This window comes from Saccharopolyspora endophytica (assembly GCF_018070075.1).
Classification (GTDB): domain Bacteria; phylum Actinomycetota; class Actinomycetes; order Mycobacteriales; family Pseudonocardiaceae; genus Saccharopolyspora; species Saccharopolyspora endophytica.
Genome location: NZ_JAGPXE010000004.1, coordinates 471,403 through 492,177 on the forward strand (window position 1 = coordinate 471,403; position 20,775 = coordinate 492,177).

The following is a 20,775-nucleotide window of genomic DNA, read 5'->3' on the forward strand; positions in this document are numbered from 1 at the left end:
CAGGTAGTTGTGTCCGCTTCCACCAAACACGGCAGATCTCCGGGTATTTCCCGGAGCGCTCAGCGTTGATCGAACCAGCCCCGTCCGACCGCCGCCGCTCCGGGGGCATAACGGACATTGAACCGTGATCAACTAAAACCCGACCGCCCCGCGGGCCGGTGGCACGCGGGGCGGTCGGGTGTGTCGTCTAGTCGTTCAGGCGGCCACTACCTGCTTGCGCACAGGAGCGCTGATGCGCTGGCTGAGCACCGGCTGAAGCCCCGCGCGGGCGTCACCGGCATCGGCGAACTGCTCGGCGTCGGCGAGCTCGGCACCGAGCAGGCTCGGCACCAGCTGACCACCGTCGAGGTCCGCGGTCGCTGGCTGCTCGACGACGGATGGCACGACCATCGTCCCGTCGAGGTCACCGGCCACGGTCACCAACAGTTCTGGCAGCGGCAGGTCCAAGGCATCACAGATCGAGGACAGCAGCTCACTGGACGCCTCCTTGCGGCCCCGTTCGACCTCGGACAGGTATCCGAGGCTCACCCGGGCAGCGCGCGAAACGTCCCGCAACGTCCGAGACTGTGCGGTCCGGGCGCGGCGCAGCCGTTCACCGACCGCCTCCCGCAACAATACGGTCATCGCGCGCCTCCCTTCCTTCGTCGCCTTCCGCGTGCACTACGCGTGAACGCCCCCTACGTTACTCATCGATGGGCCGGAACGAGAACGATCGAGCGGAAGTCCGCCCAGGGCGAACGGTCCATGATCGATCGGCCTAGTCCTCGTTGGGCCATGTTTACGCAGCGCACAGCGCACGCGGACACATGACGACCCCTCCTGCAAATTGTTCAACGCAGCAGCCCGGCGAAGTGTTCCAGAGCCACCCGAACGGCCGCCGCGCGCACCGCGTGACGATCACCGTCGAGCTCCACCGTGCGCACCTGCGCACCTCCCGGACCGGCAAAGCCCAGGTGAACGGTGCCGGGAGCGACTCCGTCCTGCGTATCCGGGCCCGCCACCCCGGTGAGCCCGATGCCCCAATCCGCCCCGCACCGACGCGACGCGCCGACGGCGAGTTGGGCTGCCACATCCGGGTGAACCGCACCGTGCTCGGCGAGCAGGTCGGCGTCCACCCCGGCGAGACGGTCCTTGAGATCGGTCGCGTAGACGACTAGACCGCCGCGCACCACGGCGCTGGCGCCGGGCACCTCGGTCAGCGCGGCGGTGACCAGTCCCGCGGTGAGCGATTCCGCGGTCGCGACCGTCTCACCGCGCTGCCGCAGAGCGGCGATCAACGCCGCGACCTGCGGGAACGGCAGGCCGAGAGGTTCGAGGATCATGCGCCGGCCTTCGAGCCGCCCGCGGCCCGCAGCCGCAGCGCGCGGATCACGTAGTCCAGGCCGGTCACGACGGTGGCGATCAGCGCCGCGCCGAGCACGATCCAGCGCGGGACGTCGAGCCAGGACCCCAGCGGCAGCAGGTAGAGCCCGATCGCGATGGCCTGCAGCAGCGTCTTGATCTTGCCGCCGTGGCTGGCCGCGATCACGCCGTGCCGGATCACCCAGAACCGCAGCAGCGTCACGCCCAGCTCACGCACGATGATCACCCAGGTCGCCCACCACCACAGGTCGCCGAGCAGGCTCAGCCCGACCAGCGCGGCGCCGGTGAGCGCCTTGTCGGCGATGGGGTCGGCGATCTTGCCGAAGTCGGTGACCAGCCCGCGCTTGCGGGCGATCTCGCCGTCGATGCGGTCGGTGATGGAGGCCAGCGCGAACACACCGGTGGCGATCCAGCGCCACAGCTCGTCGTGCCCGTCGCCCCAGAACAGCGCGACCAGGAAGACCGGCACCAGCAGCAGCCGGGACATGGTCAGCACGTTGGCGATGTTGAGGACGGGCGCCTGCGGCGCCTGGCCTTCTGCCGTCATGGCTGCTCCCCGGACTTCTCCAGCGGTCGCACCACGAGGTCCACGCCTTCGCTGTCGATGACCTCGCAGCGCACGAGCTCGCCCACGGCGAGCTCGTCGCACTCGACGATCAGGCATTCGCCGTCGACCTCAGGACCCTGGTGGTCGGCGCGGCCGATGACGTCGTCCTCGTCGAAGCGCTCGACGATGACGGTGACCTCGGTGCCGATCCGGTCCTCGGCGCGCTGCGCGATCAGCTCGTCGGCCAGGGCCGTCAGCTGCTCGACGCGCTTGGCGACCACGTCCGGGTCGAGCTTGTCGTCGAAGCCGGCGGCCTCCGTGCCGTCCTCGTCGGAGTAGCCGAACACGCCGATGGCGTCGAGCCGGGCGCGGGTGAGGAAGTCCTGCAGCTCGGCGAAGTCCTCCTCGGTCTCACCGGGGAAGCCGACGATGAAGTTGCTGCGGATGCCCGCTTCCGGGGACAGCTCCCGGATCTGCTCGATGAGCTGCAGGAACGACTCGGTGGAGCCGAACCGCCGCATCCGGCGCAGCACGGACTCGCTGGAGTGCTGGAAGGAGAGGTCGAAGTAGCGGGCCACGCCCGGCGTGGTGGCGATGGTGCTCACCAGGCCCGGACGGGTCTCGGCGGGCTGCAGGTAGGACACCCGCACCCGCTCGACGCCGTCGAGCTCGGCCAGCCTCGGCAGCAGGGTTTCCAGCGCGCGCTGGTCGGAGAGGTCCTTGCCGTAGGAGGTCGAGTTCTCGCTGACCAGGAACAGCTCCTTGGCGCCGTTGCGGGCCAACCAGGCGCCTTCGCCGAGGATCTCCTCCGGCGGGCGGGACAGGAAGGAGCCCCGGAACGACGGGATGGCGCAGAACGAGCAGCGGCGGTCGCAGCCGGAGGCGAGCTTGAGCGCGGCGACCGGCGAGTCGTCGAGCCTGCGGCGGGAGACCTCGCGCGCGGCGGGGACCCAGCCGTGCCCGGGGACGGCGACCTCGGCCGCGGCGGCCGGGCGCGAGACCGGGCTGATCGGCAGCATCGTGCGCCGGTCCTGCGGCTGGTGGGACTGCACGGCGCGACCGGCGAGGACGTCATCGAGCCGGTCGGCGAGGTTGTCGTAGTGGTCGAAGCCCAGGACCGCGTCGGCTTCGGGCATCTGCTCGGCGAGCTCGGCGCCGTAGCGCTCGGCCATGCAGCCGACGGCCACGACCTTCGCCCCGGTGTCGGAGGCGGCCAGCAGCGTGTCCACGGAGTCCTTCTTGGCGGACTCGACGAAGCCGCAGGTGTTGACCACGACGACTTCGGCGTCGTCGGGTTCGACGAGGTCCCAGCCCCGGCCGTGCAGGTTGCCGGCGAGCTCCTCGGAATCGACCTCATTGCGGGCGCAACCGAGCGTGACCATGGCGACTCGGTGGTGTTGCTGCTCGGTTGACATGGGTCGAGCCTAACGTCCGTCCTGTCGACGCTCGGCAACGAGCCTGCCACCGCAGAATGCCCCCGAGTGGTGGCCAAGATTACGACTGTCCGGACGACCATCCTCCTGTTGCCATGGTTAGGCTTACCTAACGTGAATGCCATCGAGGTGCGACCGGCCCGAGTCCGCGACGCGCGAGCGATCAAGTCGTTGATCGACCACTACGCGGGAAAGGTGGTCCTCGGCAAGGAACTGGTCACCCTCTACGAGGACATCCAGGAGTTCCGGGTCGCCGAGGACGAGGGCCACATCGTCGGTTGCGGCGCGCTGCACGTGCTGTGGGAGGACCTCGCCGAGATCCGCACCGTGGCCGTCGACCCGATGGAGAAGGGGCGCGGGGTCGGCCACCTCATCGTCGACCGGCTGATCGAGCACGCCGCGGAGCTGGGGCTGTCCCGGGTCTTCGTGCTCACCTTCGAGACGGAGTTCTTCAGCAGGCACGGCTTCCGGCCGATCGCCGACACGCCCGTTCCGCCGGAGGTCTACGACGAGATCCGCCGCTCGCCGGACGAGGGCGTCGCCCAGTTCCTGGACCTGGCGCACGTCAAGCCGAACACCTTGGGCAACACGCGGATGCTGTTGCAGCTGACCTGATATTCGCGCGCTCCGCTGAGGGCGCGGCGTTACGATGGATGCATGAATGGTTATGCGCCGTCGGAGATAGTGATTCGACGGGCTCGGATCGCCGACGTCCCGACGATCAAGGCGCTGGTGGACACCTACGCGGGAGAGGTGCTCCTGGAGAAGGAACTCGTCACGCTCTACGAGGACATCCAGGAGTTCTGGGTGGCCGAGGACGACGGCCGCGTGGTCGGTTGCGGTGCGCTGCACGTGCTGTGGGAAGACCTCGCCGAGATCCGCACGGTGGCGATCGATCCGGTGGTCAAGGGGCGCGGCATCGGGCACCGCGTCGTCCGGCGGCTCGTCGAACTCGCCACCGAGCTGGGCCTGACTCGCGTGTTCGTGCTGACCTTCGAGACGGAGTTCTTCGGGCGGCACGGTTTTCGCACCATCGACGGCGCTCCGGTCAGCCCCGAGGTCTACGAGGAGATGCGGCGCTCGGTCGACGCCGGCGTCGCGGAATTCCTGGACCTGGCCAACATCAAGCCCAACACCCTGGGCAACACCCGGATGCTCCTCGAACTACCGGGTTGAGCGGTTCTTCCCCGCATCAGGTGAGGGGACTCGGCTCGCACCCCCACGCGAGGTGAGCCCCGAACTCCGAACTCCGTCGTTCATCAACCGTTCGCGTTCGTAAGTTCGCAACTTTCTCACGAGTCCCTCTGGCACCGGTTATAAACACCTGTGGTCATCCGTTCCACCCAGAGGAGACTGCCTTGGAACGCAACCGTCGCCGTGGCCTGATCGCCACCGTGGCCGCCACCGGTGCCCTGCTGCTGACCGGCGGAACGGCGCTCGCCGCCGACCTCACGCCCGAAGAGCTGCAGAAGACCACCGACAGCTACCTGTTCGAGCACTCGCTCGACGAGTTCACCCAGACCCGCTCCGAGCAGCCCCACGCCGACCAGCTCGACTGGTCCTCCGACGGCTGCTCCTACTCCCCGGATTCGCCGTTCGGCTACGAGTTCCTGGAGAGCTGCGACCGGCACGACTTCGGCTACCGCAACTACAAGTCGCAGGAGCGGTTCACCGAGGACAACCGGCTGGAGATCGACGACAACTTCCACGACGACATGTACTCGGCGTGCGACGGCGACGGCGCCTGCGAGTCCACCGCGGACCTGTACTACCAGGCCGTTCGCCAGTTCGGCGGCTCCGCCTCGTCGGTCGCGGAAGCCGTGGAGATGGCCAACCTCCCGGAGCGCGCAGCCCAGCGCTGACCAGTCCCGTTCGAATTTCGCGCGAAATTCGAGTCGGAACTTCGGGACTCGAATTTCGCGCGAAATTCGACGACTACGCCACCCGCGCCGCGCTGACCTGCGCAGACACGCCCGACCGCGTGGGCGGATTCGGATGTCGCGCGAAATTCGAAAAGCCCCCACCCGGCGGGAGGACCAGCTCTTCCGGGTGGGGGCCGTTCCGCGGAGGCCGTCAGCGGCCGATTCGGGTGTCCATCGGGCGGGGCTCGGACTTCGCCGCAGCGCTCCCGCCGTCGATCGGGCCGACGCCGTAGAACGCCTCGCACGGCCCGCCGATGTAGTGCTCGAAGTCCGTGGCCACGTGGATCATGGACTCGCCGTCCTCGGTGGCCAGCAGGCTGGGGCTGAAGTTCCGGCAGGAGCTGCCCTGGTTGTAGCTGATCTGCACCGGGGCCGGGATCTCCTTCCACGGCCCGTCGAGGTCCTTCGGGTCGTCGTTGACCATCACGGTCTTGCCGTTCCCGGGCGCCCAGCCGCCGTTGTCACCGCCGAGCATCTGGTAGCCCAGCAGCACTCGCCCGTTGGGGTTCGGGCCGGGCGCGAGCGCGATGGTCGGCGTGCCGAGCGGCTGCCCGCCGGTGTCGGAGACGATCTCGGTGCCCAGGTCGTAGGGGTCGCCCCAGTCCCAGCCGTCGGAGGATTTGCGGATCCAGACCGTGCAGGTGTGCACCGGGTCGTAATTGCAGACCTCGTAAACCATCAGGTAGGTGCCGTCCGGCAGTGTGCGAACTCCCGACATCCCGGGGCGCACCGTGAACTCGTCGTTCTTCAGCATGTCCTTCGCATCGGTCCAATTGCGACCGTCCGAGGAACGCACCTGCACCAGTTTTTGATCGTGCTGCGGGTCGCTGTCATCGGAATAGAACGCGACCAGGTCGCCCTGCTCGGAAACGGTGAACTCGGGCTCCCACACACCGGGCCCGACCGGGGCCTGCACGACGTCGGAGAGGTAGCTCCAGGTCTTGCCGTGGTCGTCGCTGCGCCACACGCGGATGCTGGTCCGCCGCTCGTCCTCATCCGAGCCGATGCCCGCGGAACCGGCCCACAGCAGCGTCCCGGCGGGCATGTCGCCGACCTGCTGCGGCAGCTCGTACAGCGTCGAGCAGCACATCCCCTTGGTGTTCTCACCTGCGGGATCGCGGATCTCGGAGAGCGGCTGGAAGGTCTTGCCGTCGTCGCGGCTCTCGAAGATCACCGCGAAACCGGCGTTGTCCCGGTAGGTCGTCATGCTCGACAGCACGCGGCCGTTGGCCTCGCCGGAGTTCTCCAGCCGGACCAGGCGCGGATAGCTGGACCCGCCGACGCGCAGCAGCTCACCCTTGTCCACGTCCTGGGTCCCGACATCGCCGGGAGCGGGTGCGGATAACGCCGCGTGCTGCAATCCCGCGATCACCAATGCCGCCGAGAACAGCACGACCAACAAAGCGCGAACTTTTCGAAAGACCATGCGCAATACCCCTCAACCCGCGGGCGGTTCAACCGTCAGCGGCGGAGAGGCTATCGCAGAAAGGATCTGAATCGAGCCCTCTGGAAATTCCGTTCAGAGCAATTGGGAGAACGCAAACGGAGCAGTGGAAAGAATGCGAAACAAACGGTGATGAACAACCGTGAAAAGCGCGGAAAACGAAGCGGTCCCGCGGCTTGAACCTCGCCGCGGGACCGTGCTCACTCCTCTTCGCCGGGCGGTGGCCCGCCGCGGATCGAGTAGAGGGCGTTCTCCAGCTCGTCGGGTTTGACCAGCACATCGCGCGCCTTGGAGCCCTCCGACGGACCGACGACCCCGCGCGATTCGAGCAGGTCCATCAACCGGCCGGCCTTGGCGAACCCGACGCGCAGCTTGCGCTGCAACATCGACGTGGACCCGAACTGGCTGGTCACGACAAGCTCGGTCGCCTGCAGCAGGACGTCGAGGTCGTCGCCGATGTCGGAGTCGACCTCCTTCTTCTCCCCCGCCTTGGCCGCGGTGACCCCGTCGGTGTAGTCCGGGTCGGCCTGGTCCTTGGTGTAGGCGACGATGCGGTGGATCTCGTCGTCGGCGACGAACGAGCCCTGCACGCGCACCGGCCGCGAAGCGCCCATCGGCAGGTAGAGCGCGTCGCCCATGCCGATCAGCTTCTCGGCGCCGGGCTGGTCGAGGATGACCCGGGAGTCGGTCAGCGACGAGGTCGCGAACGCCAGCCGCGAGGGCACGTTGGTCTTGATCAGACCCGTGACCACGTCCACCGACGGCCGCTGGGTGGCCAGCACCAGGTGGATGCCGGCGGCTCGGGCCTTCTGCGTGATCCGCACGATCGCGTCCTCGACGTCGCGCGGCGCGGTCATCATCAGGTCGGCCAGCTCGTCGACGATCGCCAGGATGTAGGGGTAGGGCTTGTACTCGCGCTCGCTGCCCAGCGGCGCGGTGATCTCACCCGAGCGCACCTTGGCGTTGAAGTCGTCGATGTGCCGGACCCGGTTGGCCTGCATGTCCTGGTACCGCTGCTCCATCTCCTCCACCAGCCAGGCCAGCGCGGCGGCGGCCTTCTTCGGCTGGGTGATGATGGGCGTGATCAGGTGCGGAATGCCCTCGTAGGGCGTGAGCTCCACCATCTTCGGGTCGATCAGGATCATCCTGACCTCCTGCGGGGTGGCCCGCGCCAGCAACGACACCAGCATCGAGTTGACGAAGCTCGACTTACCGGAACCGGTCGAACCCGCGCACAGCAGGTGCGGCATCTTGGACAGGTTCGCGGTCACCATGTGACCTTCGATGTCCTTGCCCAAGCCCATGACCAGCGGATGCGTGTCCTTGGCGGCTTCGGTGGAGCGCAGCACGTCGCCGAGCCGCACCATCTCGCGGTCGCTGTTGGGCACCTCGATGCCGACGGCGGACTTGCCGGGGATCGGGGCGAGCAGCCGCACGTTGTCGGTGGCGGCGGCGTAGGCGATGTTCTTGGTCAGCGCGGTGATCTTCTCGACCTTCACGCCGGGTCCGAGCTCCACCTCGTAGCGGGTGACGGTCGGGCCTCGGGTGAAGCCGGTGACCTGCGCGTCGATGTTGAACTGCTCCAGGACCGCGGTGATGGCCTCGATCATCGAGTCGTTGGCCTTGCTGCGGCTCTTCGGCGGGTCGCCGTCGGTGAGCACGTCCAGCGGCGGCAGCTGGTAGTCGCCCTCGACGTCGCGGCTGATCAGCGGCTGGTCGCTCTTCTTCGACTTCTCGGGCTTCTCCGGCTTGGCGGCCGGGACCTCGGCGGCCTTGGGCTTGGCAGGCTTGGCCGGCTCCTCCGGGACGTCGTCGAGCGAGAGCTGCTCGTCCTGCTCGGACATCGCCGACTGCCGGCGGCGGGACGGGCGGCGCAGCTTGACCGTCTTCGGGTCGCCTTCGAGCTCGGCCTTGCTGGGCGCGGGTTCGAAGCCGTCCTCGTCGTCGTAGCCCTCGCCGCGCAGCTTGGCGAGCACGTCGCGGACCGAGGACCCGGTGAGCACCAGCAGCCCGAACAGCCCGGCGAGGACGAGCACGGGGACGGCGACGTAGCCGGTCAGGCCGTAGGCCAGCGCGCCACCGGCGACGAATCCGAGCGCACCTCCCGCGACGGGCCATGCTTCGGCCTCCAACGGGGAACCCGACAGGACGTGGATGGTTCCCAGCGTCGCGAACAGCAGCAGCACCGAGCCGATGACCACGCGCGGCCGGGCTTCGGGGCTGGTCTCGGTGCGCATCAGGACCACGGCGGTGATCAGAAGGACGATGGGCAGCACGAGCGCGCCGATGCCGATGACCGAGCGCAGCGCCCAGTCGAACCAGTGACCGACCGGACCGCCGGCCTTCCACCACACGCCCGCGGCCACGATGACGGCCAGCGCCAGGTAGATCAGCGCGATCCCGTCGCGGCGGTGGGCGGGGTCGAGCTCGCGGGTCTTGCCGACCGCGCGGACCACGCCGCCGAGTCCGCCACCTTGCTTCTTGGTGTTCTTGGCGGGGGTGCGCTTCGCGGGCGTCTTGCGCGGCGCGTGCGTCGACCTGGGGCTCGGCTTGCTCTGCCCCTTGGAGGCCGTGCTCTTGCCCTTCGCCCCCGCGGAGGAGCTGCCACGCTTCGCGGCGGAGCCGCTACGCTGCGTCGCCGCCTTGCCGCGCGACGAGCCCCGCCCCCCGTTAGTTGTCCGGCTCGCCATGCCCCACACGGTATCGGCACCCGCCTCTCCCGTCACAACAACCACAGGGGTTCGCGCCCTTCCGGCGCACAAGCCATGAGATCCTTGCCCATCATGGTTGCCCTGCCCAGCGGCCCGGAGCCGACACACCGAAGCGACCGCGAGAACCTGTTCCGCGCCACGCCGAGGCTGTGGCGTGCGCTGATGCGCGTGGACCGCGCGGTGATCGCGCTGACCGGGCGGCTGGTCATCACCGGCGACGTGCCGGACGACCTGCGCGGGAAGCCGCTGCTGATGGCGGCCAACCACATCGGGAACCTGGATCCGCTGGTGCTCATCGCGGCCTGCCGGGAGCGCAGGATCTCGCCGCGCTTCGTGGCCACGGGCGGCCTGTTCGACGCGCCGGTGATCGGTTCGATCATGCGCGCCGGACGTCACGTCCGCGCCGACCGGGGCAAGGCGAGCGCGGGCGAGGCGCTGGGCAAGGTCGTCAACGCCCTCACCGAGGACGCGAATCCGGTTCTGGTCTACCCGGAGGGACGGCTCACCCTGGAGCCGAACATGTGGCCCGAGCGCGGCAAGACCGGTGTCGCGCGGATGGCGCTGGCCGCCGGGACCCCGGTGATCCCGATCAGCCAGTGGGGCGCGCACGAGGCCATGTGCTACGGCATGGTCCGCGTGGAAAGTGCCCATGACCTGTGGGTTCTGTTCTCGTCGTGGCTGCGGGCGGTCGTGCGGCGACCGACGATGCGGGTCCACTTCGGCGCTCCCGTCGACCTCTCCGACCTGGCCGCCGATCGCGTCGGTGACGCCGCGCGCGCCCGCGATCGCATCATGCGCGCCATCACCGAGGGCCTGATCCCGCTGCGCATCGACGAGCCCGAGGCGCCGCTGCACCACGACCCGACCCGCCCGGTCACCGACAAGCCCTCCCCCTGGCTGAGCCGGTGACCGAGCGGAAACGCGGCCGGTTCGACCATTTTTCGCCAATCACGATCCCTGAACCGATTCGATCTCGTTAACTGTCCACACTGCATCGCCGTCACCGGCGAGAACTCGGACAGACGAGGACGATCCGTGAAAAAAGTCGCCACCACCGCGCTGGCGCTCGGGCTGCTGATCGGCTTATCGCCGACGGTCGGCTCGGCATCCGCCGCGCCGGCACCCGAATTCACCCCGGCACCGATCCAGTGGGGCCCGTGCGAGAGCGAGTCCCTGCAGAAGGCCGGTGCCGAGTGCGGCAAGGTCTCGGTTCCGCTGGACTACGCCGACCCGGCCGGCGAGCAGATCAAGCTCGCGGTCTCGCGCATCAAGCACACCGTCCCGGAGGACCAGTACCAGGGAGTCATGCTGGTCAACCCGGGTGGTCCGGGCGGTTCCGGGCTGAACCTGAGCGTGCTCGGCTCGTACGTCCCGAAGAACGCAGGCGCGGCCTACGACTGGATCGGCTTCGATCCGCGCGGTGTGGGCAGCAGTGAGCCCGCGCTGTCGTGCGACCCGAACTACTTCGGCTACGACCGCCCGCACTACGTGCCGACTCCCGAGCTGGAGAAGACCTGGCTGGAGCGCACCGAGAGCTACGCGAAGGCGTGCGGCAACGCGGGCAAGCTCCTCGACCACATCAAGACCACCGATTCGGTCGAGGACATGGACAGCATCCGCGAGGCGCTGGGCCAGGAGCAGATCAACTACTACGGCTTCTCCTACGGCACCTACCTCGGCCAGGTCTACGGCACGCTGCACCCGGAGCGGATGCGGCGCGTGGTGATGGACGGCGTGGTCGACGTCGAGGACATCTGGTACCAGGCCAACCTGAACCAGGACGTGGCCTTCGACCGCAACATCAAGATCTTCTTCGACTGGGTCGCCCGCAACGACGCGACCTACCACCTGGGCACCACCGCGGCCGACGTGGAGAAGCAGTACTACGACCAGCTCGCCAAGCTCGACCAGCAGCCCGCCGGTGACGTGATCGGCTCCTCGGAGTGGACGGACCTGTTCTTGCAGGCCGGCTACTCGACGTCGGTCTGGCCGGAGCGCGCGCAGGCGTTCTCGGCGTGGGTCAACAACGGCGACTGGGCCCCGGCCAAGGCGCTCTACGACGACACCAACGCCCCGGGCGACGACAACGGCTACGCCATCTACACGGGCGTGCAGTGCACGGACGTCCAGTGGCCGACCAGCTGGGAGCAGTGGCGCAAGGACAACTGGGAGACCCACGCCAAGGCGCCCTTCGAGACCTGGGGCAACGCCTGGTACAACGCCCCGTGCTTGAACTGGCCCGCCAAGGCGGGCAAGCCGGTCGAGGTCGACGGCAGCGAGGTCGAGAGCGCGCTGCTCATCAGCGAGGAGCTCGACGCCGCCACCCCGTTCCCGGGCGCCCTGGAAGCCCGCAAGCGCTTCCCGAACTCCAGCCTCATCAGCCTCCCCGGCGGCACCACCCACTCGGGCTCGCTGAGCGGGAACGCCTGCGAGGACGACCAGATCGCGGACTACCTGCTGACGGGCGAGCTCCCCGCCCGCCAGCCCGGCGACGGCCCGGACACCACGTGCGAACCCCTGCCGCAACCCACCCCCGAGCAGGTCGGCACCCAGTCCACCCACGGCCAACCAACAGTCCTGCAAGAAGCCCTGCAGTCCAACCACCGCTGACCCACCCCAAGAAGACGGGCCGACCTCCCCAGGAGGCCGGCCCGTTCTTTCTTTTCGCTGGGCGCTATTTCGCGATCAGGAGGTCCAGCAAGCGAGCGAGTTCTTCGGCGAGGCCGGCGACCTGGTCGTCCATTTCGGACAGTTGGTGGAGCAGGGCGAGCTGGAAGACGCCGTCGAGGGTCGCGTAGGCGGCTGCCTGGGAGGTGGCCGGTTCGGTGCCGGAGAGCTCGGCGTAGCGGCTCAGGACGCGCCAGATCATCTCCTGCCTGCGACCGTCGATGTCGAGCACGTCGTTGCGGAACGACTCGTCGAACAGGCTCTGGTTGCGCAGGTCGTACCAGAGCCGGTGCAGGTGGGCGTCGGCCTCGAGGGTCCCGAAGAACATGTCGACGAAGCCGCTCCGGAGCTCTTCGGCCGTGCCCGCGTTCGCCACGACGTCGTCGTAGCGGGTCACGCAGACCTCTTCGTACTGCCGGACCGCCTGGGTGATCAGGTCCCGCTTGTCGGCGAAGTAGTAGTGCAGAACGCCGTGCGAGAACTCGGAGTTCTGCGCGATCTCCCGCAGGCTCGTGCGCGCGTATCCCAGGTCGGCGAGGGTCTGCAGCGTCGCGACGGCGAGCTCCCTGCGTCGCGTCTCGAACTTGTCGACCTGACGGCGAGCGATCCGCTCCTGCTTGGTTTCAGCGACCTCGGTCACGGGTTCGTCCCTGTCGGCTGGCTGGTTCCGGCGTTGTGGCTGTCCGCCAGTCTATCTCCCGCCCTTCTCTTTGACAGTTGTCAAAGAATTTCTTGACGACTGTCAAAGGACGCTTCTATGGTGTGACCCAACTCGCACCCCGGGTTCGAGGGCGGCGCGCAGCAGTGATCTCAAGGAGGAGATTCCGCATGACCAGTTACGACCTGTCCGGAAGAAGAGCCCTGGTCACAGGGGGTGCGCGCGGTCTGGGAGCCGGAATGGCCGAGGCGCTGGCCGCCGCGGGCGCCGCCGTGGCCATCGGCGACGTGCTCGACGACGAGGGCAAGCAGACCGCCGAGTCGCTGCGCGCGAAGGGCGCGACGGCGGAGTTCGTCAAGCTCGACATCACCGACGAGGACAGCTGGGCCGCGGCGGTCCCGGAGGTCATCGCCTCGCTCGGCGGGTTCGACCTGCTGGTCAACAACGCCGGTGTCGAGATCACCAGCCTCGTAGCCGATCTCGACCCCGCCGACGTCCGCAGGATGCTCGACGTCAACGTGCTCGGCACGGCGTTGGGGCTCAAGCACGCCTTCCGCGCCATGCGCCCGGACGGTCCGGCCGGAAACGGCGGCGCCGTGGTCAACGTCGCCTCCGTCGCGGCCACCATCGCCTTCCCCGGGATCTCGATCTACTCCGCGACGAAGTCCGCGATCGACCGGCTGACCAGGGTCGCGGCGGCGGAGTCCGGGAAGCTCGGCTACGGGGTTCGCGTGAACTGCATCTACCCCGGCCTGACCCCGACCGCGATGGGCAACCAGCTCGCCGTCGACTGCGCGGAGATCGGGTTGTTCCCCTCCCCCGAGGAAGCCGCCAAGGCGGTCGTGGACCTCACGCCGCAGGGACGGCTCGGGCAGGTCGACGACATGGCCGACGCCGTCGTGTTCCTGGCATCGGGCGCCGCCAAGTACATCACCGGCGCAGGACTCCCGGTCGACGGCGGCATGGGCATGTGACCCGCTTCTGCACTGCGAAAGGACGAATTCGTGAGCACTGACAAGCCTGTTGTCGTCTACGGGGCCTCCGGCTACACGGGACGCCTCATCTGCGAATACCTGCGCGAGCACAACATCCCGTTCCTGGCCGCCGGCCGCGATCACCAGCGCGTCAAGGAAGCCGTCGAGGCGGTTCCCGGCGTGGAGACCGTGCCGCACGAGATCGTCGAGGTGGAGCACGACGCGGCGGCGCTGGCCGAGGCGTTCCGCGGCGCGAAGGTCGTGCTCAACACGGTCGGCCCCTTCGCCCGCCACGGGCACGAGGTCGTGCAGGCGTGCCTGGACATCGGCGCGCACTACACCGACCCCAACGGCGAGCAGAACTGGATGATCGACGTGGAACAGCGCTACGGCGCCGATTTCGCGGCCCAGGGCCTGCTGCTGTCCCCCGGTCTGGCGCAGATGTACACCATCGGCGAGATCGCGGCCAACATCTGCCTGGAGACCCCGGGGCTGGACACCCTCGACATCCAGGTGTTCTGGAAGGGCTACCCGACCGTCGCCTCGACCAACACGATCCTGACCAACGCGGCGTTCTCCGAAGCCTTCTACCTGGAGCAGAACCAGTTCGTGGCGTGGCCCGCCGACGGTGGCCTGACCGAGGTCGTCGTTCCGGGACAGCACGAGCTCGCGCTCGCGCTGCCGTGGGGCGGCACCTCGCACCCGGTGTGGTTCTACAACGACCCCCGGGTCGCCAACGCCCGAGCGTCGGGCGGGGTGTTCAACCGCGAGCTGATGCAGGCGGTCCCGCAGATCGTCACGGCCGCCCTGCAGCAGATGGAGGGCAAGTCCGAGCAGGAGAAGTACGAGATCATCGACGCCACGTCGGCGCAGGTGCGAAGCGAGATGCCACCGAGGGAGAACCCGCGGATCAACACCTCGCTGGACTCGGTGCACGCCTCGGGTCCGCTGGGACGCGCGCACTGCGTCATCCACGGCAACTGCAACTACAAGCAGACCGCACTGCTCAACGTGCACGCGGCCGCGCACCTGCTGCAGGACCGCCCCCGGCGAGCGGGTTTCGCCTCCGGCTGCCAGGCGTTCGGGCACCGGGAGCTGCTGGGCACGCTGCGCGCCTTCGGGCTCGTGCTCAACCCGATCGTCGAAGTCCACCAGTGACCCGCCGAGCCGGGCGCCGCCCGCCGGCGCCCCCCCCCCCCGCCCCCGCCCCCCCCCCCAACCCCTCTTCTCACTGCCCGTTCTTCTGCACGTAGCCCCGGACGAAGTCCTGCGGGTTGTCCTCCAGGACGTCGTCGATGTCGTCGAGCAGTTCGTCGGTGTCCTCGTCGAGCTGCTCGCGGCGCTGGTGGCCCGACGTCGTCGGGGTCGGGGCGTCCTCGTCGTCGTCCGGGGGTCTGCGGGTCCTGTCCTGGTGCATGTGGGCCTCCACGGTCGGCGGGCTCGCCCGCTGGCCATACCCGTTGCGGTGGAACGCGAATCCCCGCGCTCAGCTCGCCTTCCGGAGCAGGCTGCGGCGCTCCTGCTCGCCGAGGCCGCCCCACACGCCGTAGGGTTCGTGGGACCGCAGCGCGTGCTCGCGGCACTGGGCGATGACCGGGCAACGTCGGCAGACGGCCTTGGCCTGGCGCTCCCGCTGGGCTCGGCGCTCGCCGCGTTCGTTGTCCGGGTGGAAGAACCGGGCGGTCCTGAGGTCCCGGCACGCGGCGCGCAGCTGCCAGTGCCAGGAGTCGCTGTTGGGTTTCGGAAGGCGCTCCGTGGCGGTCATTCTCACCTCCGTGCTGCAGACGCTGATCATCCGGTCGATCATCGGAATACCCGATGGGGGCTCGGTTCACACATGGCGGCGTCCGGTTCGGACCGGGCCGTTGCGGGTAGCCCGGAGTCGATGCAGCGCACGAGGACCGAACTCGACCGCCCGGACCTGTCCGAGGCCGGCGTCGTGGCGTGGCACGTCGAGGGCCCGGGCCCTCCGTTGGTGTGCGTGCACGGCGCCGGGGTCTCCAGCCGGGAACTGCTGCCGTTCGTCTCGGGCCGGGCCGGTGTGCGCGAGACGTGGGCGGTGGACCTGCCCGGCTTCGGGTCCAGCCGTCGTTCCGGGCGCCCGCTCGGCCTCCACGACCTGGCGCAGGCCCTGGACGTGTGGCGCCAGCAGGCGGGATTGGCGGAGGTCGTGCTGCTCGGATGCTCCTTCGGGTGCCAGATCGCCGTCGAGGCGGCGCTGCTGGCCCCGGAGCGCGTGCGCGGGCTCGTCCTGGTCGGCCCGACCACCGACCCGCGCGCCCGCACCTGGCAGGGGCAGGTGCGCCGGTGGTTGCGCAACGCCCGCTGCGAACCGCGCCGGCTCGCACCGCTGACCTTCCGCGACTACCGGGAAGCCGGCCCCCGGCGCGTGGTGACCAGCTTCGCCGAGTCGATCCACGACCGCGTCGAGGACAAGCTGCCCCGGGTCGGCGCGCCAGCGCTGGTCGTGCGCGGCGAGCACGACGCGCTGGTGCCGCAGGACTGGGCGCAGCGGGTCACCCGGCTGCTCCCGGAAGCGCGCCTGCTGGTCTGGCCCGGCGCGGCGCACATGGTGCCGTTCGCGGCGCCCGACGACCTGGGGAGCGCGGTCGAGGACTTCCTCGCCGCGGTGTGATCATCCGGCGGCGTCCGCGGCCGAGAGGTCGCCCTCGACGCGTTGGCCCCGGAGTTCCCACCGCATCCGCACCCGCGTGCCGTTCTGCCCGGCGGACACGACCGCTTCGTCGGCGAGCCGGTGGATCAGCGGGAGACCGCGCTTGCGGTCCTGGTCACCGTCCTGCGGTGAGCGCCACGATCCGTGGTCGGTGACCGTCACCTCGACGCCCCGGTCGACGAGCGAGGCCTCCACGTCGAACGGTCCGGGCATGCCGCCGTAAGCGTGTTCGACCGCGTTGGCCATGGCCTCGTAGGTGGCCAGCGCCAGCGCACCGGCGAGGCTGTCGCCGAGCCCGGCGTTGCGGGCCCACTGGTCCAGCTCGTCGCGCAGCACCGGCAAGCTACCGGCGGAGGCGAGGATTCCGCGGCGGCGCAAGGCGTCCACGGACCTGGGCTCCGGCCCGCCTGACTGAGCGGGTGCCATAGGTCGCTTCCTCACAGTTCTCCGTCAAACGAGGCTCAGCTCCTAGGTTCGGCGGCTGGGACGGCTCACAAACCCCGTGCGCCGGTCAGCGCGTCATCGCGGTCGGCGAACACGTCGAACTCCTGGTCCAGCCCCATCAGCTGGATCGGGCGCAGCGTGGCGACGTTGGCGGCGACGACACGGAACCGGGTGCCGGCCTCCTCCGCGTTGCGGTGGGCGCGCACCAGCACGGCCAGCCCCGCCGACGACAGGAACGTGACGTCCATGATGTCGAGCACCAGGACCTCGGGCCCGTCGGCGAGGGCGTGGTTGAGCACCGCTTCGAGCTGCGGTGAGTTGACCAGTTCGACCTCGCCGGTCGCGGTGACGAAGAGCGTGCGGCCCGACCACTCGGCCACCGCGCTGAACGGTGTCGGGCTCTCGTTGATGTCGGTAGCCATGGCCCCATGATGAGACCGGTGGGCCCACTTGGCAAAGACGCACGGCAGCGCGACGGTTATGCTGAACGCATGCGTGCTTCTGCGGACTCTTCCGCCGAGGAGCGTTTGCGGCGCATCGAACTGGTCACGGACACCTCGTTGGCTCACCTGGACGTCAACGAGCTGCTGCGCGAAATCCTGGCCCGGGTGCGCGATGTCCTTGGCGTGGACATGGCGACGGTCCTGCTGCTGGATCCGGGCGGTGAGGAGCTGATCGCCACCGCCTCGGTGGGCGTCGAGGACGAGGTCCGGCAGGGCGTCCGGATCCCGGTGGGCAACGATTTCGCCGCAGCCGTGCTCGACTCCGAGCGAGCCGTGGTGTTCGATCGCGTCGACGACGACGTCCTCATCAGCACGCCGTTGCAGCAGAAGGGGATTCGATCGCTCGTCGGCGCCCCGATGGTCGCCGGCGGCGACACGCTGGGAGTGCTGTGCGTAGGCGCGTTCGGCGAGCACGGGTTCAGCGACGAGGACGCCGGTCTGGTGCGCATCGCCGCCGACCGCATCGCCTCGGTCTCGAAGGTCGGTTCCTCGCGCGCGGAACGCATCGCCGCGACCGTGCTGCAGCACAGCCTGCTGCCCGGCCGCCTGCCGTCCGTTCCCGGTGTCTCGATGGACGGCCGCTACATCGCCGGCGCCGACCACGGCATCGGCGGTGACTGGTACGACGTGTTCGAGCTGCCCTCCGGCCAGGTCGGCATCGTGATCGGCGACGTCGTCGGCCACGGTCTGCTGGCCGCCGTGGTCATGGGACGGCTGCGCAGCGCGCTGCGCGCGTACGCGCTCGACGACGAGGACCCGGCCCGGGTGCTGCACAAGCTCGACCGCAAGGTCACCTACTTCGAGCCGGACGCGATGGCCACCGTGTCCTACGCGCTCTACGACCCGGCCACGGCGCGGCTGGAGCTCTCGCTGGCCGGGCACCTGCCCCCGGTGCTCGCGCTGCCCGGTGACTGCGGCGACCTCGTGAAGGTGCCGGTGGACCCGCCGGTGGGGGTGGAGGTGTCCCGCCGCGAGCGGCGATCCACCACCGTCGAGCTGCCGGAGTCCTCGGTGCTGTGCTTCTACACCGACGGGCTCGTCGAGCGCCGCCGGCAGTCCATCGACGTCGGGCTGAACTCACTGTGCGAGGCGATCGAGTGCGCCCCGGCCCCCGAGGTCTGCACGACCGTCACCAACCGCCTGGTGACCGCGGCGTCGGCCGGGGACGACGTCACGCTGCTGGTCCTCAGCCGCAACGGCTAGCTTCCCAGCGCGACCTCCTCGTTGACCTCCTCCTGGTTCTCGTAGGTGCGGTCGGGCACGATGCGCAGCGCGCGCAGCACCTCGCCGTCCACGCCCTGCTGCTCGGCGATGTGCACCAGTTCCTGCTTGCTGACCGGGTAGTGCACCTCCCGCAGGAACGGCTGCACGCGGTCCGGGTCCGGAGGATGGGTCATGACCGCTCACCTCGTCTTCGGCGTGTCCGGGCAGGCTCTGCGTGGTGGTTTCCCAGAAACCGGCCAGTTCAATCACCTACGAGAGCCGAAACCCGATCGGTCGCGTGCCTGGCCTCCGGCAGGGATTGCAGTATCCAGCCGTGGAACATCCCCGGGTATTCCTCGTAGTCGAGGTCGGCCCCGGTCGAGCGGATCCTGTCGCGCAGTCGTCGCGAGTCGGTCAGCAGCACGTCGCGGGTCCCGGTGAACACGCTGATCGGCGCCAGTCCCGACAGGTCGCCGAACAGCGGGCTCACCCGCGGATCGCGCAGGTCGAGGCCGTCGGTGTAGAGCCGGGCGGCTTCGCGGAGCCCCGGTCCGCTGAGGAACGGGTCGTGCGGCTCGCGCTCGGCGATGCCCGGATCGGTCGTGGTGAGATCCAGCCAGGGCGCGAACAGCACCAGGCGGCGCGGCTGCGGCCGGTCGTGGTGCTTGATCCGCTGCGCCACGAACAGGGGCAACCCGCCGCCCGCGGAGTCGCCCATGATGATCTGGTCCTCGGCCGGGAGATCGCCGAGGACGCGCTGGTAGGTCTCCCAGATCATCGCCAGGGTCTCGTCGTAGGTGTGCGCGGGCGCCAGCGGGTAGATCGGCACGGTGACCACCGAGCCGGTCGCGTCGATCAGCCGGGCCAGGAACCTCCAGTGCGCCTGCTCGACCTGATGCACGTAGGCGCCTCCGTGCAGGTAGAGGATGTGCTGCGAGTTCTCCGGCTCGTGGGGGTGCAGGGTGTAGCAGCGGTGCCCGAGCACGTCCGACTCCACGACGTCGAAGCGCCGGTGGACCCAGTCGGGCACCTGCACTTCCTCGGCCTGGTGGCTCTCCGCGCTCTCCCGCAACTTCCCGGGGTCGGCGAAGACCTGCTTGCGCCGCGTCACCCAGTACTTCGCGATGACGGCCCGGGCCTGCCAGCTCACCACGGGCGGAACCCCCTCTCGTGCTTCGACGGGTCTTCGTTCCGGGAGTACCCGTTCCAGCCCGGTCAAACCGGGGCCACGTCGGAGGCGGACGGGCGTGTTCCACTTGGGACCGTGGATGTCGTTGGGGTGGAACGAATTCCGCGAGCCCGGAGATGTCTATCGCTCGCGGGTCGGATTCGGGTTACGGGCGATGTGCACCAGTGTGGGGGAATCGCGGGGCAGAGTGCCCCTGGTTGCGAGGTGTGTGGCTGATCACTCTGGATGTCCTGTCGAGACCTCGGGGAGCCGCGATGGGTGTGCGAGTGGCGCGACCGGCCGGTACCGGTCCGCTCAGCGAGACCGGACGGCTGTTCCTGCACGCCGTGGACGTGGCGAGGGCGGTGTTCGCCCGGCCGTTCCAGTGGCGCGAGTTCATCCAGCAGTCCTGGTTCGTCGCCAGCGTGACCATCGTGCCCACCGCCCTGGTGTCGATCCCGTTCGGGGCGGTGATCGCACTGCAGCTCGGCTCGCTGACCAAGCAGATCGGCGCCCAGTCGTTCACCGGTGCCTCCAGCGTGCTGGCCATCATCCAGCAGGCCAGCCCGCTGATCACCGCGCTGCTCATCGCCGGGGCCGGCGGCTCGGCGATCTGCGCCGACCTGGGCGCGCGCACCATCCGCGACGAGATCGCCGCGATGGAAACCCTGGGCGTCTCACCGATCCACCGGCTGGTCGTGCCGCGTGTGCTCGCGGCGATGCTGGTGGCCACCTTGCTCAACGGCGTGGTCAGCGTCGTCGGCGTCCTCGGTGGCTACTTCTTCAACGTCATCATGCAGGGCGGCACTCCCGGTGCCTACATGGCCAGCTTCAACGGCCTCGCCCAGCTGCCCGATCTGTGGATCGGCGAGATCAAGGCGGTGATCTTCGGGTTCATCGCCGGGGTGGTCGCCGCGCACTGCGGGCTCAACCCGGCGCCGGGGCCGAAAGGCGTTGGGGACGCGGTGAACCAGGCCGTGGTCATCTCGTTCATGCTGCTGTTCCTGGTGAACGTGGTGCTCACCGCGATCTACCTGCAGCTCGTCCCGGCGAAGGGGATGTGAG

23 protein-coding genes are annotated in these 20,775 nt (G+C 69.2%); 10 read left to right on the forward strand and 13 right to left on the reverse strand.

Annotation, left to right across the window (positions count from 1 at the left end):
• Nucleotides 1-195: 195 nt before the first annotated feature.
• The 4 genes from KBO27_RS12775 to rimO all read right to left on the reverse strand — a co-directional run bounded on the left by KBO27_RS12775 (nt 196) and on the right by rimO (nt 3,324).
• Nucleotides 196-624, reverse strand: coding sequence for a helix-turn-helix domain-containing protein (locus tag KBO27_RS12775; protein ID WP_132674829.1), 429 nt, complete (start codon nt 622-624; stop codon nt 196-198).
• Between the two features lie 206 nt (nt 625-830).
• The gene (locus KBO27_RS12780; RefSeq protein ID WP_210970181.1) at nt 831-1,322 is read right to left on the reverse strand and encodes a CinA family protein; all 492 of its coding nucleotides are present in this window, start codon (nt 1,320-1,322) and stop codon (nt 831-833) included.
• Nucleotides 1,319-1,909: a CDP-diacylglycerol--glycerol-3-phosphate 3-phosphatidyltransferase gene (pgsA, locus tag KBO27_RS12785; protein WP_210970182.1), complete on the reverse strand. Its 591-nt coding sequence runs from the start codon at nt 1,907-1,909 to the stop codon at nt 1,319-1,321. The genes KBO27_RS12780 and pgsA overlap by 4 nt, the downstream gene beginning before the upstream one ends.
• Entirely contained in the window at nt 1,906-3,324 is a 1,419-nt protein-coding gene (gene rimO / locus KBO27_RS12790; protein WP_210970183.1) for a 30S ribosomal protein S12 methylthiotransferase RimO, read from the reverse strand. The genes pgsA and rimO overlap by 4 nt, the downstream gene beginning before the upstream one ends.
• A 132-nt stretch (nt 3,325-3,456) precedes the next feature.
• Here rimO and KBO27_RS12795 point away from each other — a divergent pair, with 132 nt between their 5' ends.
• The 3 genes from KBO27_RS12795 to KBO27_RS12805 all read left to right on the forward strand — a co-directional run bounded on the left by KBO27_RS12795 (nt 3,457) and on the right by KBO27_RS12805 (nt 5,204).
• Nucleotides 3,457-3,957 (forward strand): amino-acid N-acetyltransferase, encoded by a 501-nt coding sequence (locus KBO27_RS12795; RefSeq protein ID WP_210970184.1) that lies wholly within the window; start codon nt 3,457-3,459, stop codon nt 3,955-3,957.
• 42 nt (nt 3,958-3,999) lie between these two features.
• The gene (locus KBO27_RS12800) at nt 4,000-4,518 is read left to right on the forward strand and encodes an amino-acid N-acetyltransferase (RefSeq protein ID WP_132674819.1); all 519 of its coding nucleotides are present in this window, start codon (nt 4,000-4,002) and stop codon (nt 4,516-4,518) included.
• 182 nt (nt 4,519-4,700) lie between these two features.
• Nucleotides 4,701-5,204, forward strand: coding sequence for a phospholipase (locus KBO27_RS12805; RefSeq protein WP_210970185.1), 504 nt, complete (start codon nt 4,701-4,703; stop codon nt 5,202-5,204).
• 211 nt (nt 5,205-5,415) lie between these two features.
• On the opposite strand, the gene KBO27_RS12810 is transcribed toward KBO27_RS12805, so the two are convergent.
• Together KBO27_RS12810 and KBO27_RS12815 are read right to left on the reverse strand one after the other, a co-directional pair.
• Nucleotides 5,416-6,657, reverse strand: a complete 1,242-nt coding sequence (locus KBO27_RS12810) for an exo-alpha-sialidase (protein ID WP_307870397.1) — start codon at nt 6,655-6,657, stop codon at nt 5,416-5,418.
• 251 nt (nt 6,658-6,908) lie between these two features.
• Nucleotides 6,909-9,398 carry an FtsK/SpoIIIE family DNA translocase gene (locus KBO27_RS12815; protein ID WP_210970187.1) on the reverse strand — a complete coding sequence of 830 codons (2,490 nt, stop codon included), beginning with the start codon at nt 9,396-9,398 and terminating at the stop codon, nt 6,909-6,911.
• A gap of 93 nt (nt 9,399-9,491) precedes the next feature.
• Between KBO27_RS12815 and KBO27_RS12820 the strand changes: the two genes are divergently transcribed.
• On the forward strand, nt 9,492-10,328 hold the full coding sequence (locus tag KBO27_RS12820; RefSeq protein ID WP_372448841.1) for a lysophospholipid acyltransferase family protein: 837 nt from the start codon (nt 9,492-9,494) through the stop codon (nt 10,326-10,328).
• A 126-nt stretch (nt 10,329-10,454) separates the two neighbouring features.
• Nucleotides 10,455-12,029, forward strand: a complete 1,575-nt coding sequence (locus KBO27_RS12825; RefSeq protein ID WP_210970188.1) for an alpha/beta hydrolase — start codon at nt 10,455-10,457, stop codon at nt 12,027-12,029.
• Nucleotides 12,030-12,093: 64 nt separating this feature from the next.
• Here the strand turns inward: KBO27_RS12825 and KBO27_RS12830 are convergent, their stop codons facing one another.
• Nucleotides 12,094-12,726, reverse strand: coding sequence for a TetR/AcrR family transcriptional regulator (locus KBO27_RS12830; RefSeq protein ID WP_210970189.1), 633 nt, complete (start codon nt 12,724-12,726; stop codon nt 12,094-12,096).
• Nucleotides 12,727-12,914: 188 nt separating this feature from the next.
• Here KBO27_RS12830 and KBO27_RS12835 point away from each other — a divergent pair, with 188 nt between their 5' ends.
• The gene (locus tag KBO27_RS12835) at nt 12,915-13,718 is read left to right on the forward strand and encodes an SDR family NAD(P)-dependent oxidoreductase (protein ID WP_210970190.1); all 804 of its coding nucleotides are present in this window, start codon (nt 12,915-12,917) and stop codon (nt 13,716-13,718) included.
• A gap of 30 nt (nt 13,719-13,748) precedes the next feature.
• Nucleotides 13,749-14,876 (forward strand): DUF5938 domain-containing protein, encoded by a 1,128-nt coding sequence (locus KBO27_RS12840; RefSeq protein WP_307870385.1) that lies wholly within the window; start codon nt 13,749-13,751, stop codon nt 14,874-14,876.
• 70 nt (nt 14,877-14,946) lie between these two features.
• Here the strand turns inward: KBO27_RS12840 and KBO27_RS12845 are convergent, their stop codons facing one another.
• Both KBO27_RS12845 and KBO27_RS12850 read right to left on the reverse strand, forming a co-directional pair.
• A complete protein-coding gene (locus tag KBO27_RS12845) occupies nt 14,947-15,135 on the reverse strand; it encodes a ubiquitin-like protein Pup (protein WP_210970191.1) in 189 nt (62 codons plus the stop codon).
• Nucleotides 15,136-15,204: 69 nt separating this feature from the next.
• Entirely contained in the window at nt 15,205-15,483 is a 279-nt protein-coding gene (locus KBO27_RS12850) for a WhiB family transcriptional regulator (protein ID WP_132673177.1), read from the reverse strand.
• 120 nt (nt 15,484-15,603) lie between these two features.
• On the opposite strand from KBO27_RS12850, the gene KBO27_RS12855 reads away from it, so the two are divergent.
• Entirely contained in the window at nt 15,604-16,353 is a 750-nt protein-coding gene (locus KBO27_RS12855) for an alpha/beta fold hydrolase (protein ID WP_210970192.1), read from the forward strand.
• Here KBO27_RS12855 and KBO27_RS12860 read toward each other — a convergent pair whose 3' ends face one another.
• Both KBO27_RS12860 and KBO27_RS12865 read right to left on the reverse strand, forming a co-directional pair.
• Nucleotides 16,354-16,818 carry an ATP-binding protein gene (locus tag KBO27_RS12860; RefSeq protein WP_210970193.1) on the reverse strand — a complete coding sequence of 155 codons (465 nt, stop codon included), beginning with the start codon at nt 16,816-16,818 and terminating at the stop codon, nt 16,354-16,356.
• A 65-nt stretch (nt 16,819-16,883) separates the two neighbouring features.
• On the reverse strand, nt 16,884-17,258 hold the full coding sequence (locus tag KBO27_RS12865; protein ID WP_210970194.1) for an STAS domain-containing protein: 375 nt from the start codon (nt 17,256-17,258) through the stop codon (nt 16,884-16,886).
• 69 nt (nt 17,259-17,327) lie between these two features.
• Here KBO27_RS12865 and KBO27_RS12870 point away from each other — a divergent pair, with 69 nt between their 5' ends.
• Entirely contained in the window at nt 17,328-18,542 is a 1,215-nt protein-coding gene (locus tag KBO27_RS12870; RefSeq protein WP_210970195.1) for a PP2C family protein-serine/threonine phosphatase, read from the forward strand.
• Here KBO27_RS12870 and KBO27_RS12875 read toward each other — a convergent pair.
• Complete coding sequence (locus KBO27_RS12875) at nt 18,539-18,736, reverse strand: DUF2795 domain-containing protein (RefSeq protein ID WP_210970196.1); 198 nt, start codon at nt 18,734-18,736, stop codon at nt 18,539-18,541. The two genes, KBO27_RS12870 and KBO27_RS12875, sit on opposite strands and share 4 nt — an antisense overlap.
• 68 nt (nt 18,737-18,804) lie before the next feature.
• Nucleotides 18,805-19,695 carry an alpha/beta hydrolase gene (locus tag KBO27_RS12880; RefSeq protein WP_210970197.1) on the reverse strand — a complete coding sequence of 297 codons (891 nt, stop codon included), beginning with the start codon at nt 19,693-19,695 and terminating at the stop codon, nt 18,805-18,807.
• Nucleotides 19,696-19,985: 290 nt separating this feature from the next.
• Here KBO27_RS12880 and KBO27_RS12885 point away from each other — a divergent pair, with 290 nt between their 5' ends.
• Nucleotides 19,986-20,774: an MlaE family ABC transporter permease gene (locus KBO27_RS12885; RefSeq protein WP_210970198.1), complete on the forward strand. Its 789-nt coding sequence runs from the start codon at nt 19,986-19,988 to the stop codon at nt 20,772-20,774.
• Nucleotide 20,775 lies beyond the last annotated feature (1 nt).

Bases quoted from the DNA above. Each gene is read 5' to 3' on its own strand.
- rimO (WP_210970183.1), bottom strand. From the start codon at position 3,324: ATGTCAACCGAGCAGCAACACCACCGAGTCGCCATGGTCACGCTCGGT.
- KBO27_RS12875 (WP_210970196.1), bottom strand. From the start codon at position 18,736: ATGACCCATCCTCCGGACCCGGACCGCGTGCAGCCGTTCCTGCGGGAG.
- KBO27_RS12885 (WP_210970198.1), top strand. From the start codon at position 19,986: ATGGGTGTGCGAGTGGCGCGACCGGCCGGTACCGGTCCGCTCAGCGAG.
- KBO27_RS12865 (WP_210970194.1), bottom strand. From the start codon at position 17,258: ATGGCTACCGACATCAACGAGAGCCCGACACCGTTCAGCGCGGTGGCC.
- KBO27_RS12850 (WP_132673177.1), bottom strand. From the start codon at position 15,483: ATGACCGCCACGGAGCGCCTTCCGAAACCCAACAGCGACTCCTGGCAC.
- KBO27_RS12870 (WP_210970195.1), top strand. From the start codon at position 17,328: ATGCGTGCTTCTGCGGACTCTTCCGCCGAGGAGCGTTTGCGGCGCATC.
- KBO27_RS12775 (WP_132674829.1), bottom strand. From the start codon at position 624: ATGACCGTATTGTTGCGGGAGGCGGTCGGTGAACGGCTGCGCCGCGCC.
- KBO27_RS12780 (WP_210970181.1), bottom strand. From the start codon at position 1,322: ATGATCCTCGAACCTCTCGGCCTGCCGTTCCCGCAGGTCGCGGCGTTG.
- pgsA (WP_210970182.1), bottom strand. From the start codon at position 1,909: ATGACGGCAGAAGGCCAGGCGCCGCAGGCGCCCGTCCTCAACATCGCC.
- KBO27_RS12845 (WP_210970191.1), bottom strand. From the start codon at position 15,135: ATGCACCAGGACAGGACCCGCAGACCCCCGGACGACGACGAGGACGCC.
- KBO27_RS12815 (WP_210970187.1), bottom strand. From the start codon at position 9,398: ATGGCGAGCCGGACAACTAACGGGGGGCGGGGCTCGTCGCGCGGCAAG.
- KBO27_RS12835 (WP_210970190.1), top strand. From the start codon at position 12,915: ATGACCAGTTACGACCTGTCCGGAAGAAGAGCCCTGGTCACAGGGGGT.
- KBO27_RS12860 (WP_210970193.1), bottom strand. From the start codon at position 16,818: ATGGCACCCGCTCAGTCAGGCGGGCCGGAGCCCAGGTCCGTGGACGCC.
- KBO27_RS12800 (WP_132674819.1), top strand. From the start codon at position 4,000: ATGAATGGTTATGCGCCGTCGGAGATAGTGATTCGACGGGCTCGGATC.
- KBO27_RS12855 (WP_210970192.1), top strand. From the start codon at position 15,604: ATGCAGCGCACGAGGACCGAACTCGACCGCCCGGACCTGTCCGAGGCC.
- KBO27_RS12820 (WP_372448841.1), top strand. From the start codon at position 9,492: ATGGTTGCCCTGCCCAGCGGCCCGGAGCCGACACACCGAAGCGACCGC.